Origin of the sequence: Streptomyces montanisoli (assembly GCF_017813245.1) — a bacterium.
GTDB classification, from domain to species: domain Bacteria; phylum Actinomycetota; class Actinomycetes; order Streptomycetales; family Streptomycetaceae; genus Streptomyces; species Streptomyces montanisoli.
Genome location: NZ_JAGIQL010000036.1, coordinates 37,159 through 51,009 on the forward strand (window position 1 = coordinate 37,159; position 13,851 = coordinate 51,009).

Genomic DNA, 13,851 nt, shown 5'->3' on the forward strand with positions numbered 1-13,851 from the left:
GCCGGGGCCCTCGCTGTCATACGGCCGCCGCCGCGCCGCTCAGTGGTCGTACGCGTCGAGCGGGGGGCACGAGCAGACCAGGTTGCGGTCGCCGAAGGCCCCGTCGATGCGCCGTACCGGGGGCCAGTACTTGTCGGCCGCGGAGACGCCGGCCGGGAAGACGGCCTCGTCCCTGCCGTAGGGGTGCGACCAGTCGCCGCCCAGCGCGGCCGCGGTGTGCGGCGCGTTGCGCAGCGGGTTGTCGTCGGCGGGCCACTCGCCGGCCGCCACCTTCTCGATCTCGGCGCGGATCGCGATCATGGCCGCGCAGAACCGGTCGAGCTCGGCGAGGTCCTCGCTCTCGGTCGGCTCGATCATCAGCGTGCCGGCGACGGGGAACGACATGGTCGGCGCGTGGAAGCCGTAGTCGATGAGGCGCTTGGCGATGTCGTCGACGGTGACGCCGGTGGCCTTGGTCAGCGGCCGCAGGTCGACGATGCACTCGTGCGCGACCAGCCCGGCGGGGCCCGTGTAGAGCACCGGGTAGTGCGGTTCGAGCCGCTTGGCGACGTAGTTGGCGGCCAGCACCGCGACCTGCGTGGCGCGGGCCAGGCCCTCCCCGCCCATCAGCCGCACGTACGCCCACGAGATCGGCAGGATCCCGGCCGAGCCCCATGGCGCCGCCGAGACCGGGCCCACGCCCGTGTCGGGGCCCGCCGCGGACTGCAGCGGGTGGTTGGGCAGGTGGGGCGCGAGGTGCGCGCGCACGCCGATCGGACCCACGCCGGGGCCGCCGCCGCCGTGCGGGATGCAGAACGTCTTGTGCAGGTTCAGGTGCGAGACGTCCGACCCGAAGCGGCCCGGCTTGGCGAGGCCGACGAGGGCGTTGAGGTTGGCGCCGTCCACGTACACCTGGCCGCCCGCGTCGTGCACCGCGGCGCAGATGTCGCCGATCTGCTCCTCGAAGACGCCGTGCGTCGACGGGTAGGTGACCATGAGGACGGCCAGCTCGTCGCCGTGCTGCTCGATCTTCGCGTGCAGGTCGTCGACGTCGACGTCGCCGGAGCCGCTGGTCTTCACGACGACGACCTTCATGCCGGCCATCACGGCGCTCGCCGCGTTGGTGCCGTGCGCGGAGGACGGGATCAGGCAGACCGTGCGGCCGGTGTCGCCGTTCGCGCGGTGGTAGGCGCGCACGGCGAGCAGGCCCGCGAGCTCACCCTGCGAACCGGCGTTCGGCTGGAGGGAGACCGCGTCGTAGCCGGTGACCTCGGCGAGGCGCTCCTCCAGCTCGCGGATGAGCGTGAGGTAGCCCTGCGCCTGCTCGGCGGGCGCGAAGGGGTGCAGTGCGCCGAACTCCGGCCAGGTGATCGGCTCCATCTCGGTGGTTCCGTTGAGCTTCATCGTGCAGGAGCCGAGCGGGATCATGCCGCGGTCGAGCGCGTAGTCACGATCGGACAGGCGGCGCAGGTAGCGCAGCATGGCCGTCTCGGAACGGTGCTGGTGGAAGACCGGGTGGGTCAGGAACTCGTCGTCACGCAGCAGGTCGCCCGGCAGCGCGTCGGCGGCCTGCTCGTCCAGCGCCTCGATGTCGGCGTGCACGTCGAAGGCGGCCCACACGGCGGCGAGCTGGGCGCGGCCCGTGGTCTCGTCGCAGGCGGCGGAGACGTGGTCGCCGTCGACCAGGCGGAGGTTGACGCCGCCCTCGCGCGCGCCGGCGACGATCTCCGTGGCCCTGCCCGGCACGCGCACGGTGATCGTGTCGAAGTAGGCGTCCTCCGTGACCTCGGCGCCGCCGGCCCGCAGCCCCGCCGCGAGGACGGTCGCGTACCTGTGCGTGCGGCGCGCGATGTCCCGCAGGCCGTCGGGCCCGTGGTAGACGGCGTACATGCCGGCCATGACGGCGAGCAGCACCTGCGCGGTGCAGATGTTGCTGGTGGCCTTCTCGCGGCGGATGTGCTGCTCGCGGGTCTGCAGCGCGAGCCGGTACGCCTTGGTCCCGTCGGCGTCCACGGAGACGCCCACGAGGCGTCCGGGCAGGCTGCGAGCGAACCGGTCGCGGACGGCCATGTAGCCGGCGTGCGGGCCGCCGAACCCCATGGGGACGCCGAAGCGCTGCGTCGTGCCGACGGCGATGTCCGCGCCCAGGTCCCCGGGCGGCGTGAGCAGCGTGAGCGCGAGCAGGTCGGCGGCGACCGTGACGACCGCGCCGAGCTCGTGCGCCCGCTCGATCACGGGGCGCGGGTCACGCACGGCGCCCGAGGCGCCCGGGTACTGCAGCAGGACGCCGAAGACGCCGCGCTCGGCGACGTCCGCGGGAATGCCCTCGCTCAGGTCCGCGACGACGACCTCGACACCGGCCGGTTCCGCGCGGGTGCGGATGACGGCGACGGTCTGCGGCAGGGCGTCCGCGTCGACCAGGAAGACGCCCTCCTTGACCTTGCCGACGCGCCGCGCGAGCGCCATCGCCTCGGCGGCCGCCGTGCCCTCGTCCAGCAGCGACGCGCCCGAGGTGGGCAGCCCCGTCAGGTCGGCGACCATCGTCTGGAAGTTCAGCAGCGCCTCGAGGCGGCCCTGGGAGATCTCGGGCTGGTACGGCGTGTACGCGGTGTACCAGGCGGGGTTCTCCAGCACGTTGCGGAGGATCACCGGCGGGGTGTACGTGCCGTAGTAGCCGAGGCCGATCATCGGGGCGAGGACCTGGTTGCGGTCGGCGAGCGACCTCAGTTCGGCCAGCACCTCGGCCTCGGTGCGTGCCTCCGGCAGGTTCAGCGCCTCGGCGCTCTTGATCACGTCGGGCACGGCGGCCGCGGTCAGCTCGTCCAGCGAGCCGTAGCCGACGTGGGCCAGCATCTTGGCCTGGGATGCGGCGTCGGGTCCGATGTGGCGGTGCTCGAAGGGGGTGCCGCGCTCCAGCTGTGCGAGCGTCATGCGGTGGGCGGTCATGTGCGGAGGCCTCCTGGTCGACGCGACCTGCGTGGGGTGCCACTCGGCAGTGGCACCCGGACGGGCTCCCCCTCTGTCATGGACCTGAGAGCTTCACCGGCCCGCGACGTGAGCGGTCCGGTTTTCACCGTCGGTGAGGGCGGATGCCGTCGCGTCCGTCCTGCTTTCCAGAGTGACCTCGTCCGTGCGGTACGGGTGCCTGAGAGATTCCGGGGAGGATTTGCTCCTTCGGCGCCTCCGGCGGGCTGCCGGGGGACTCTCCCGCGCGGGGTCAGTGGCCGCCTGCCAGCCTACCAGCGGCGCTCCGGAAGGGGATTTCCGGCCGAAGGCGGCGGTCCACGGTGCGAGACGCCGAGTGGACGCACCCGCGGAAGTGCCGTTTCGTAGTATTCAGGAGCAGTTGCGAGCGGTTGCGACCTGTTGGAGGGACCGTGGAGACAGACATCGATCCGCGCAGCCTGATCGGCCGCAAGGCGCTCGACCGCGAGGGACACAGGATCGGCACGGTCGACGAGGTGTACCTGGACGACGCGACCGGCGTGCCGGAGTGGGCCGCCGTCCGCACGGGGCTGTTCAGCAGGGACGCGTTCGTCCCGCTGGCGCCGAGCGCCCTGGTCGGCGACACGCTGCGGATCCCCTTCGAACGCGCGCTGATCAAGCAGGCGCCCGACTTCGGGGTGGGCCGCCACCTCTCGCCCGAGCAGGAACTCCAGCTCTACCACCACTACGGACTGACGCTGCCCGCCGCCGGGCCGCCCGAGCCGCCCGCGTCCATGACGGACAAGGACGCGGAGCGCGACTTCGGCAAGGTGGCGGGCAAGGACGACTGAGGGCGGCGCGGAGCCCCGCGGGTACCGCGGTGCGTGCGCCGGGCTACCCGGCGCCCGGTATCAGCGGCAACGGGTCCGACGGCTCCAGGTCGGGGTCGTCCAGCCAGAACGTCCGCACACGCCCCACCGCGGAGCCCGGCTGCTCGAAGCGCACCGTCACCCGCCGCGCCCCGCTGCCCTGCACCCAGCCGGGGCCGAAGGACGCGTGCCGCACGTCGTGGCCGGCCGGGTAGCGGCGCGGCGCCGCCTCGGCCATGTCCGGGGGTGGCGCGGCCGGCGGCGGCTCCGGGGCCGCCGAGGGCTCGTCCTGGACGACCGCTTCCGTCACCGCGCCCGTGCCCGACTGGGCGAAGAGGTCCTCCTGCGTGTAGTCGGCGAGGCCCGTCACGCCGACGCCCAGCAGCCGCACGCCGCCCGTCGTGTCCACCGCGTCGAGCAGCCGCCCCGCTGCCTCCCGCACCACCGCTCCGTCGTCCGTGGGCCCGCGCAGCGTCTCCGAGCGCGTGAGCGTCGAGAAGTCGTAGCGGCGCACCTTCAGCACGACCGTCCGCCCCGAGCGTCCGGCCCCGCGCAGCCGCTCCACGCAACGCTCCACGAGCCGGTCCACCTCGGCGCGCACCCGCACCCTGTCGTGCAGGTCGACGTCGAAGGTGTCCTCCACGGACACCGACTTCGCGTCCCGGTCGGAGACGACGGGCCGGTCGTCGAGCCCGAGCGCCATCCGGTACAGCGACAGTCCGTGCGCCCTGCCGACGAGCCGCACCAGCTCGTCCTCCCCGGCCTCGGCGAGATGGGCGACGGTCGTCATCCCGGCACGCCTCAGGTGGTCCCCCGTCGCGGGCCCCACGCCCGGCAGGGCCCGCACGGACATGGGCCCGAGCAGCTCGCGCTCGGTGCCGGGCTCGATCAGCAGCAGGCCGTCCGGCTTGGCGCCCTCGGAGCCGATCTTCGCGAGCATCTTGGAACCGGCGAGCCCCACCGACCCGCTCAGCCCCGTCACCGCCCTGATGTCCGCGCGCAGCCCCTCCCCCGTGGCCCGCGCCGCGGCCGCGTCGAAGGCCGTGCCGCCGGCCTCGAGGTCGACGAACGCCTCGTCCAGGCTGAGGGGTTCCACCAGCGGTGACAGCCGCCCCAGCAGCTCCATCACCTGGCCGCTTATCGCGCGGTAGAACAGGAACCGCGGCACGAGGTACGCCGCGTGCGGGGCGAGCCGCCTGGCCTGCGCCATCGGCATCGCCGAGTGGACACCGAACCTGCGCGCCTCGTACGAGGCCGTCGCGACGACCCCGCGGGGCCCGAGGCCGCCGACGACCACGGGCTTGCCCCGCAGGCTCGGCTTCGACGCCTGCTCCACCGAGGCATAGAACGCGTCCATGTCCAGGTGGAGGATGGTCGGCGCGCGTCTCATGTCCTCGATGCTGCCGCAAGGGTCTGACAGTCGCGCCCCCGCTCAGGTGCGGCTCAGACCGCCCGGTCGCGGCGGCGCCGCGCGAGTTCGTCGGCGGGGTTGTTGCCGACGAGCGTCTCGCCGGTGTCGATCCGCTCCCCGTGGAGCTGGGAGAGCGCGCACTCGACGTCACGCCACACCACGCCCACCGCGATGCCGAAGACGCCCTGGCCGCACTGGAGCAGCGAGACGACCTCGTCGGGAGACGTGCACTCGTGGACGGTCGCGCCGTCGCACATGAGGGTCATGCGGTCGAGGTCCTGGAAGCCGCGCTCCCGCAGGTGCTGGACCGCGGCCCGGATGTTCTGCAGGGCCACGCCCGTGTCGAGGAACCGCTTGACGATCTTCAGCACGACGACGTCGCGGAAGCTGTAGAGCCGCTGCGTGCCGGACCCGTAAGCGGGCCTGACGCTCGGCTCCACGAGCCCGGTGCGCGCCCAGTAGTCCAATTGGCGGTACGTGATCCCCGCCGCCGCGCAGGCCGTCGGTCCCCGGTACCCGACACCCTCGTGGGTGGGGTCGACCGAACTGCCGTGAAGCCGGTACGGGCTGACCGCCGTACCGTCGCCGCTGCTTCTCACGCCGACCTCCGTCCTTGACCTGCCTTCACGAAGGTAGGCAGTCACCCGGGGTGCGTCAACGATCGCCGCACTCGCCACGCCGAGTGATAATCACCCTGAGGGTGGTTTAGCGTGCCCCGAAACAGGGAAAAGGTCGTGGATTTGCCTGGGTGTGGACGGGCCGGGGCGGAGTCACCGCCGCCCCGGCGAAGTCACTGCCGACCCGGCGGCCTCACTGGCTGTTGGTCCCGAAGTCCTCCGGCGAGATCTGGTCGAGGAACTCGCGGAACTTCTCCACCTCGTCCTCCTGCTCGTCGGGGATCGCGATACCGGCGTCGTCCAGCACGCCGTCGCTGCCGTAGATCGGCGTCCCCGTGCGCAGGGCCAGCGCTATGGCGTCGGACGGCCGCGCGCTCACCTCGACCCCGCTGGCGAAGACCAGCTCCGCGTAGAACACGCCCTCGCGGAGGTCCGTGATGCGCACTTCCGTGAGCTCCTGGCCCACCGCTTCGAGGACATCCTTGAACAGGTCGTGCGTCAGCGGTCTCGCCGGCGCCATGCCCTGCTGGGCGAAGGCAATGGCGGTCGCCTCCCCAGGTCCGATCCAGATGGGGAGGTAGCGATCGCCTCCCACTTCGCGCAGGAGCACGATCGGCTGGTTGGAGGGCATTTCCACCCGGACACCCACAACGTCGAGCTCGTTCACACAGCAACCCTAGGACGTGCCCGGCAGGTTTGGGTAGTCGGGCACCGGCCGGATCAGTGTGACTGTCCGCTCAGCGCCGTTTTGACCAGGGCCGCGTGGAGCCGCACCGACAGCCCCGCGAGCTCCCGCGTGGTGGCCTCCGCATGGGCCCTGGTCTGCGGATTACGGTGCCTGCGCAGCGGCGCGACCACCTGCTCGACGAGCCCGGCCTCGCGCTCCGCGGCCGCTTTCATGACCCGCAGATGGCGCGGTTCCAGCCCGAAGCGTCCGAGATCCGCCACCAGCCTGGCCACGGCCACGGAATCCGCGTCGTAGGCGCCGTCAGGGCCGGCGGCCACCAGGCCGTAGGACTCCCACTCGGCGAGCTCGCGCTCGGCCACGCCCAGCGCGGCCAGCAGCTCGGCGCGCCCGACACGGGCCGCGGTCGGCTCCTCGGCGGCCGCCACAGCGGGCGCGGGCCAGTCGTCGTCGCGGTCGCGCTGGGGACCCGGCAGTGCGACCCGCTCGCCGCGGCCCAGCGCCTCCAGGTGCTCCTTGATGACCTTCAGCGGCAGGTAGTGGTCGCGCTGCATGCGCAGCACCAGCGCGAGCCGCTCCACGTCCTCCGGGGAGAACTTGCGGTAGCCGGACGGCGTCCTGCGCGGCTCCACGAGCCCCTCCGCCTCGAGGAAGCGGATCTTCGAGATGGTGACCTCGGGGAACTCGTCGCGCAGCCTCCCGAGCACCGACCCGATGCTGACGAGCTGCTCCCCCGCGCGGGCGGTGCCGTGGCCGGCACCGCCCTGAGGCGTGGGCGACATGGCCCTTCTCCGGCTCACGCGCCCCGCTGGCTCGGGTAGAAGACCAGTCGGTACTTGCCGATCTGGACCTCGTCGCCGGTCGCCAGCAGGACCGAGTCGATCCGCTCACGGTTGACGTAGGTGCCGTTGAGGCTGCCCACGTCGGAGACGGTGAACAGGCCGTCCGCCCCCCTGCGGAACTCCACGTGCCGGCGCGACACCGTCACGTCGTCGAGGAAGATGTCGCTCTGCGGGTGGCGTCCCGCCGTCGTCAGCTCGCCGTCCAGCAGGAAGCGGCTGCCCGAGTTGGGCCCGCGGCGCACGATCAGCAGGGCCGAGCCGAACGGCAGCGCCTCGACGGCGGCCTGCGCCTCCGGGCTGAGCGTCGGCAGCTGCGTCTGGCCCGTGGACTCCGGGTCGTAGGCCTCGAGACCGGAGATGGAGATGGTGGACGTCGTCTCAGCGGCGCGCTCGGCCGGAGCGCCGGCCCGCAGCGGCGCACCGCAGTTGGAGCAGAACCTGCTGGATTCGGCGTTGCGGTGGCCGCATCTCGAACAAACCAGGGCCGACATGGCGGGGTCCTCCTGCCGTGGCTGCCCCGCCCGTGGGTCGGTCGCGAACGAGGCGGTGGGAAAGTCTCCACCCGTACTTGAGGTTGACGGTTCCCCGAAACCTATGCGCCCTTGCCCGGCGGGGTCAACCGGCGACGCGCCGTAGCCGCCCGCCCCGCCCTCCTGACCGCCCACCTGGTCGCGGAAGAGCGGGCGGTCGCCGCCCCGCTCCTCACCCTCGCCCTGCGCCTGCCGCGCCGCGCGATGGCGGGCATTGCCGCCCTCGTCGCGGGAGCTCCTGCCGAACAACTTCGCAAACAACTTCACGGGCGATTCCCCTTGACCGAAACAGACCCGCCCGTGGGGCAGGACGACATATCACTGAACATGCCTGCCGACCCGGACATCTTGACAGCGTCCGTACACAACGAACAGTTTCCACCACACATCGCGCTGATCATGCGTCGACCCCCCGCAACCTCCTGCCCGTAGCGAACCTCCCACATGCACGCGCGGCTCACCGGGAGGACGACCGAGCGTAGTCAGGCTGCTTCGCCGGTCGCAAGGCGTCCACGACGACCTTGTCGGAGCCGGTCACCGTGGCCGTGGCCTGCTCCTTCTCCAGCGTCTGTACCACGCCGCCCGGGATGCCGAGCGCGGGCTTCAGGTCCTGCGGCCGGCCGATCGCCGTGAACCGGTACGGCGACGACACCGCCTTGCCGTCCACCTGAATGCTGCCTCCCGTTCCGGTGAAATCCGTATCCGCGACCACGCGCACGCCGTTGACCTCGATGGCCTCCGCCCCCGCCGCGCGCAGTTCCTCCACGGCGTCGAGCAGCATGTCCGCCCCCACGGCGTGGTGCGGGTCGCTCACCGTGAGCGTGATGCCGGGCCCCTGCGCTCCCGCGGTCCCCGCGAGGATGCCCAACTGCTGCTCCTTCTCACGTGTCTGCTTGCGGGCCTCCTCCGCCCGGTCAGAGCTGCTCTCCAGTCCCGTGCGCTGGTCCACGAGATCCTGCTTCTCGTCCTCAAGACGCTGGGTTCGGTTGTCCAGTTCATCGAGGATACGGACAAGATCCTCCTGACGTGCCCCGCGCAGCGCGCTGTTGTCGCTGTGCGACCTGACCTGGACGGCCAGTCCGAGGCCGAGCACGAAGAGCAGAACGGCGACGGTCAGTTGGGCGCGGGTGACGCGCGGCGGCCAGAGGCCGGCCGCCAGCCGCTGCCGTCCGGTGGGCCGCGGGGCGTCGGGTCCTTCAGGGGTGCGAGGCGTGCTCATCGGCGTCACGCCCGGAAGATGTGCCGGCGGATCGCCGCGGCGTTGGAGAAGATCCTGATGCCGAGGACCACGACGACACCGGTGGACAGCTGGGCGCCCACGCCGAGCTTGTCGCCGAGGAACACGATCAGCGCGGCCACCACGACGTTCGACAGGAACGACACGACGAAGACCTTGTCGACGAAGATGCCGTCGAGCATGGCGCGCAGGCCGCCGAAGACCGCGTCGAGCGCGGCGACGACGGCGATGGGCAGGTACGGCTCGACCACCGCGGGAACCTCGGGACGGACGAACAGCCCGACCACGACTCCGACGACGAGGCCAAGTACGGCGATCACGATGTGCCCTCTTCTGTCTTCCCTGTTGCGCTCTTCAATGGCCTGGCCGCGCGCAGGACCAGACTCGGGGCGGCCGGAACCCGCACGTCGTCCTGCGCGGACAGGGACACACGGATACCGAAGTCGCTCGCCAGCGTGTCCAGATACGTGCCGTCGGCGCTTCCCTTGAACCTCGCCGCCAGTTTCCCGCCGTCCCCCACGGCGAGCACCGTGTAGGGCGGCGCCAGCGGCCTGTTGTCGACCAGTATGGCGTCACCGGCCGCGCGGATGGCCGAAAGCGACGTGAGCCGCTGGCCGTTGACGGAGACGGCCTCGGCGCCCGCGGCCCACAGTCCGTTGACGACGCGCTGCATGTCCCGGTCGCGCACCCGTCCCGTGTCGGAGAAGCCCGCGTTCTCCCGCGGGTTCGCGCCGCCCCCGGACTCGGTGTCCTTCGCGTCGTCCACGACGAGCTTCACGCCGGGTCCGTGCACATCCGTGGCGCCCGCCAGCACGGAGAGCAACGGGGCGCGGCCGCCCCCGTGTTGGCGCAGCGCCGCCTGCTGGCGCTGGGCGACGTCCCGGCGCAGGCCGTCGACGTCGTGCTCCAGGTCGTCCGCGTGAGCCGTCTCGCTGCCGACCCGGTCGATCAGCTCCTGCCGCTCCTTGGCCACGACGGGCGCCGCGTGGTGCGCCTGCGCCGCCCCGAGCGTCACCACGAGCGCGGCGAGCACCAGCCCGGCCCCGAGCCACAACCGGCCCCGCACGCCGCGCGGCAGGCCCCCGGCCCCCGACGTCCTGCGGGCGGACGCCTCGGCGTACCCGTCGTCGAGCGCGTGGTCCATCACGTTGGTCAGCAGCGACATGGACGCGTCGGGGCGTGGACGCCCCGCGGCGCTGCTCCGTGTGGGGGACTGCTCCGGCATGCCGCACATCGTCGCATGTCGCGACGGTCTCCACCGAACGGCCCCTGACCACGTGCGCTCACGTGGTCAGGGGCCGCCAGGCGGCCGCCTGCGGCGGGCGGGTCAGTGCCCCGCGCTGTCCACGATCGTCGACCACTCGTCGAGCAGCGCCTGCGCGGAGGCGTCGTCCGGCCCCTCCGCCCACAGGTGCGTCACGGCCTCGGCCGGGTCGGGCAGCACCATCACCCAGCGCCCGTCGGCCTCGACCACGCGCACCCCGTCCGTGGTGTCCACCTGCCGGTCGCCCGCGGCCTCCACGACCGTGCGCATCACGAGGCCCTTGACGGCCCACGGCGTCGCGAGGTCGCGGCGCAGCACGTGCGCCCGCGGGATGCGGGCGTCGATCTGGCTGAGCGTGAGCTGCGTACGGGCGACGAGGCCGATCAGGCGCACGAAGGCCGCGGAGGCGTCCAGCACGCTGCTGAACTCCGGCACGAGGAACGCGCCGCGTCCGTCGCCGCCGAAGATCGTGGTCTCCTCGCGGCCCACGCGTGTCAGGTCGTCGGGCGACGTCGTCGTCCACTCCACCTGCGTGCCGTGGTAGGCGGCCACCTGTTCGGCGATGCGCGTCGTCGTGACGGGCAGCGCCACGCGCCCGCTGCGCCGCTCGGAGGCCACCAGGTCGAGCAGGACGAGCAGCGCCCTGTCGTCCTCGATGATGCGGCCGCGCTCGTCGACGAGCGACAGCCGCTCGCCCACCGGGTCGAACCGGACGCCGAAGGCCGCGCGCGCCGAGGACACGATCTCCCCGAGCCGCACGAGACCGGACCTGCGCGACTCGGGCGTCTCCGTGGGCCGGGACTCGTCGAGCCCCGGGTTGATCGTCAGCGAGTCCACTCCGAGCCGGCCGAGCAGGCTGGGCAGGACGAGGCCCGCGCTGCCGTTGGAGGCGTCGACCACGACCTTCAGGTTGGCCTCGGCGATTCCGTCGGTGTCGACGCTGCGCAGCAGCGCGCCCGTGTACGAGTCGTACACGCTCGACGGGAACTGCAGGTCACCGATCTCGCCCGGGAACGCCCTGCGGTACTCCTGGCGCGCGTAGACGCGGTCGAGCTTGCGCTGACCTGCCTGCGAGAGGTCGGAGCCCCGCTCGTCGAAGAACATGATGTCCACGGAGTCCGGCACGCCGGGCGTCGTACGGATCATGATGCCGCCCGCGCTGCCCCGCGCGGTCTGCTGGCGCGCCACGGGCAGCGGCACGTTCTCCAGGTCGCGCACGTCGATGGCGCTCGACTGGAGCGACGAGATGACGGCGCGCTTGAGCGCACGGGCACCGCGGGAGTGGTCACGCGCGGTGGTGACGGTGGAGCCCTTCTTCAGCGTCGTGGCGTACGCGCCGGCGAGCCGCACGGCGAGCTCCGGGGTGATCTCGACGTTCAGGATCCCGGAGACGCCGCGCGCGCCGAACAGGTTCGCCTGTCCTCGGGACTCCCAGATCACCGACGTGTTGACGAACGCGCCCGCCTCGACCGTCTTGAACGGGTAGACGCGGACGTTGCCCTGGATGATCGACTCCTCGCCGACCAGGCACTCGTCGCCGATGACCGCGCCGTCCTCGATCCGGGCCGCCCGCATCACGTCGGTGTTCTTGCCGATGACGCAGCCGCGCAGATTGCAGTGGGTGCCGAGGTAGACGTTGTCGTGGATGACGGTCCTGTGCAGGAAGGCGCCTTCCTTCACGACCACGTTGGAGCCGATCACCGTGTGCTCGCGCATCTCGACGTCCGCTTCGACCTTCGCGTAGTCGCCGATGTACAGCGGACCGCGCAGCACCGCGTCGGGGTGCACCTCGGCGCCCTCGGCCATCCAGACGCCGGGCGAGATCTCGAAGCCGTCGATCTCCACGTCGACCTTGCCCTCGAGCACGTCCGCCTGGGCCTTCTGGTAGCTCTCGTGGGTGCCGACGTCCTCCCAGTAGCCCTCGGCGATGTAGCCGTAGACCGGCTTGCCCTCCTTCATCAGCTGCGGGAAGACATCACCCGACCAGTCGACGGACGCGTCGGCCTCGACGTAGTCGAAGACCTCGGGCTCCATGACGTAGATCCCGGTGTTCACCGTGTCGGAGAAGACCTGGCCCCAGGTGGGCTTCTCCAGGAAGCGCTCGACCTTGCCCTCTTCGTCCACGATCGTGATGCCGAATTCCAGCGGATTCGGCACGCGCGTCAGGCACACCGTGACGAGCGCGCCCTTCTCCTTGTGGAAGGCGATGAGGTCGGTGAGGTCGAAATCCGTGAGCGCGTCGCCCGAGATCACCAGGAACGCGTCGTCCTTGAGTGCCTCTTCCGCGTTCTTGACGCTTCCGGCCGTGCCGAGCGGCTTTTCCTCGTTGGCATAGGTGAGTTCCATGCCGAGTTCCTCACCGTCGCCGAAGTAATTCTTGACGAGCGAAGCGAGGAACTGCACGGTCACCACGGTCTCGGTCAATCCATGGCGCTTGAGCAACCTCAGCACGTGCTCCATGATGGGCCGGTTCACCACCGGCAGGAGCGGCTTGGGCATGCTGGAGGTCATGGGGCGAAGCCGAGTACCTTCACCACCGGCCATTACGACGGCCTTCATGTCGGAAGCGTCCTCCTCAAGAGACGGTCTCGCCGACGACACCCGTCCTGACAGAAAGACCTGAGACCAGGCAAGCGGCCTTGCAACGCTGCAAGGCACGACGACGGGTCAATCAGTCACAGCGTCGGCGCTGACTAGCCGGCGGACCTGAACCACATAGAGGATCCCTGCCCACCAATACAGGGTTGTACCCCATCCTGCGAACGCCCATCCGAAAACTTCGGCGAGTGACGCAAGCCACCCGCTTCCGTCACTGAGCAGCAGTAGCGGGAACGCGTACATCAAGTTGAAGGTAGCCGCCTTGCCGAGGAAGTTCACCTGGGGAGGCGGATAGCCGTGCCTGCGCAGAATGCCCACCATGACGAGGAGCATGAGCTCCCGTGCCAATAGGGCGGTCGTGAGCCACAGGGGCAGGATCTCGCGCCAGGTGAGCCCGACGAGGGTGGAAAGGATGTACAGCCGGTCGGCGGCGGGGTCGAGGAGCCGGCCGAGGCTGCTGATCTGGTTCCAGCGCCGGGCGAGCTTGCCGTCGAGGTAGTCGCTGATGCCGCTGAACGCCAGCACGAGCAGCGCCCAGCCGTCGGCCTTGGACTGCCCGAACTCGGGGCGCAGGATCAGCCACAGGAACACCGGCACGCCGACGAGGCGGGCCATGGAGAGGATGTTGGGGATGGTGAGTACCCGGTTCGTCTGGACGCGGGTCTCCTGGACCTCCACCCGGGGGCCTCCTGTGCGAATGAGCCGACGATGCCTCCTGACCCTACCTGTACGGGTGAACGCGCTGGGCAACGGGGGTGGGGCGAAACGCGAAAAGGCCCGCACCTGTGGTGCGGGCCTCCCCGACTTTCTTGCAACGTATTGTTCGGCGGCGTCCTACTCTCCCACAGGGTCCCCCCTGCAGTACCATCGGCGCAGTAGAGCTTAGCTTCCGGG

Annotated in this window: 12 protein-coding genes, 1 rRNA gene and 1 riboswitch; of the genes, 1 reads left to right on the forward strand and 12 read right to left on the reverse strand. The window is 71.3% G+C overall.

Features of this window, described 5'->3' with window-relative positions:
• Positions 1-39 precede the first annotated feature (39 nt).
• The gene (gcvP, locus tag JFN87_RS11910) at positions 40-2,925 is read right to left on the reverse strand and encodes an aminomethyl-transferring glycine dehydrogenase (RefSeq protein WP_209339964.1); all 2,886 of its coding nucleotides are present in this window, start codon (positions 2,923-2,925) and stop codon (positions 40-42) included.
• 177 nt (positions 2,926-3,102) lie between these two features.
• Positions 3,103-3,199: riboswitch (glycine riboswitch) on the reverse strand.
• Positions 3,200-3,356: 157 nt separating this feature from the next.
• Here gcvP and JFN87_RS11915 point away from each other — a divergent pair.
• Positions 3,357-3,755, forward strand: a complete 399-nt coding sequence (locus JFN87_RS11915; RefSeq protein ID WP_209339965.1) for a PRC-barrel domain-containing protein — start codon at positions 3,357-3,359, stop codon at positions 3,753-3,755.
• A gap of 43 nt (positions 3,756-3,798) precedes the next feature.
• Here the strand turns inward: JFN87_RS11915 and JFN87_RS11920 are convergent, their stop codons facing one another.
• The 11 genes from JFN87_RS11920 to rrf all read right to left on the reverse strand — a co-directional run.
• Positions 3,799-5,163 (reverse strand): DNA polymerase IV, encoded by a 1,365-nt coding sequence (locus tag JFN87_RS11920; RefSeq protein WP_209339966.1) that lies wholly within the window; start codon positions 5,161-5,163, stop codon positions 3,799-3,801.
• Between the two features lie 53 nt (positions 5,164-5,216).
• The gene (locus tag JFN87_RS11925) at positions 5,217-5,783 is read right to left on the reverse strand and encodes a MerR family transcriptional regulator (protein WP_209339967.1); all 567 of its coding nucleotides are present in this window, start codon (positions 5,781-5,783) and stop codon (positions 5,217-5,219) included.
• Positions 5,784-5,994: 211 nt separating this feature from the next.
• The gene (locus tag JFN87_RS11930; RefSeq protein ID WP_006123076.1) at positions 5,995-6,468 is read right to left on the reverse strand and encodes a bifunctional nuclease family protein; all 474 of its coding nucleotides are present in this window, start codon (positions 6,466-6,468) and stop codon (positions 5,995-5,997) included.
• 53 nt (positions 6,469-6,521) lie between these two features.
• A complete protein-coding gene (gene ftsR / locus JFN87_RS11935; protein ID WP_209339968.1) occupies positions 6,522-7,268 on the reverse strand; it encodes a transcriptional regulator FtsR in 747 nt (248 codons plus the stop codon).
• 14 nt (positions 7,269-7,282) lie between these two features.
• Positions 7,283-8,167 carry a double zinc ribbon and FHA domain-containing protein gene (locus JFN87_RS11940; RefSeq protein WP_245179255.1) on the reverse strand — a complete coding sequence of 295 codons (885 nt, stop codon included), beginning with the start codon at positions 8,165-8,167 and terminating at the stop codon, positions 7,283-7,285.
• Positions 8,168-8,315: 148 nt separating this feature from the next.
• Positions 8,316-9,077: a DUF881 domain-containing protein gene (locus tag JFN87_RS11945; protein WP_209339976.1), complete on the reverse strand. Its 762-nt coding sequence runs from the start codon at positions 9,075-9,077 to the stop codon at positions 8,316-8,318.
• Between the two features lie 5 nt (positions 9,078-9,082).
• Entirely contained in the window at positions 9,083-9,415 is a 333-nt protein-coding gene (locus JFN87_RS11950; protein WP_030901291.1) for a small basic family protein, read from the reverse strand.
• A complete protein-coding gene (locus JFN87_RS11955) occupies positions 9,412-10,329 on the reverse strand; it encodes a DUF881 domain-containing protein (RefSeq protein ID WP_209339970.1) in 918 nt (305 codons plus the stop codon). Before JFN87_RS11955 ends, JFN87_RS11950 begins: the two co-directional genes overlap by 4 nt.
• A gap of 93 nt (positions 10,330-10,422) precedes the next feature.
• Positions 10,423-12,918 carry a mannose-1-phosphate guanyltransferase gene (locus JFN87_RS11960; protein WP_209339971.1) on the reverse strand — a complete coding sequence of 832 codons (2,496 nt, stop codon included), beginning with the start codon at positions 12,916-12,918 and terminating at the stop codon, positions 10,423-10,425.
• Positions 12,919-13,026: 108 nt separating this feature from the next.
• Entirely contained in the window at positions 13,027-13,635 is a 609-nt protein-coding gene (gene clsA / locus JFN87_RS11965) for a cardiolipin synthase ClsA (RefSeq protein ID WP_209339972.1), read from the reverse strand.
• Positions 13,636-13,778: 143 nt separating this feature from the next.
• Positions 13,779-13,851, reverse strand: a 5S ribosomal RNA gene (gene rrf / locus JFN87_RS34635); the annotation flags it as partial.

Coding starts and splice junctions, on each gene's coding strand:
- gcvP (WP_209339964.1), bottom strand. CDS start 2,925: ATGACCGCCCACCGCATGACGCTCGCACAGCTGGAGCGCGGCACCCCC.
- JFN87_RS11920 (WP_209339966.1), bottom strand. CDS start 5,163: ATGAGACGCGCGCCGACCATCCTCCACCTGGACATGGACGCGTTCTAT.
- ftsR (WP_209339968.1), bottom strand. CDS start 7,268: ATGTCGCCCACGCCTCAGGGCGGTGCCGGCCACGGCACCGCCCGCGCG.
- JFN87_RS11945 (WP_209339976.1), bottom strand. CDS start 9,077: ATGAGCACGCCTCGCACCCCTGAAGGACCCGACGCCCCGCGGCCCACC.
- JFN87_RS11955 (WP_209339970.1), bottom strand. CDS start 10,329: ATGTGCGGCATGCCGGAGCAGTCCCCCACACGGAGCAGCGCCGCGGGG.
- JFN87_RS11960 (WP_209339971.1), bottom strand. CDS start 12,918: ATGAAGGCCGTCGTAATGGCCGGTGGTGAAGGTACTCGGCTTCGCCCC.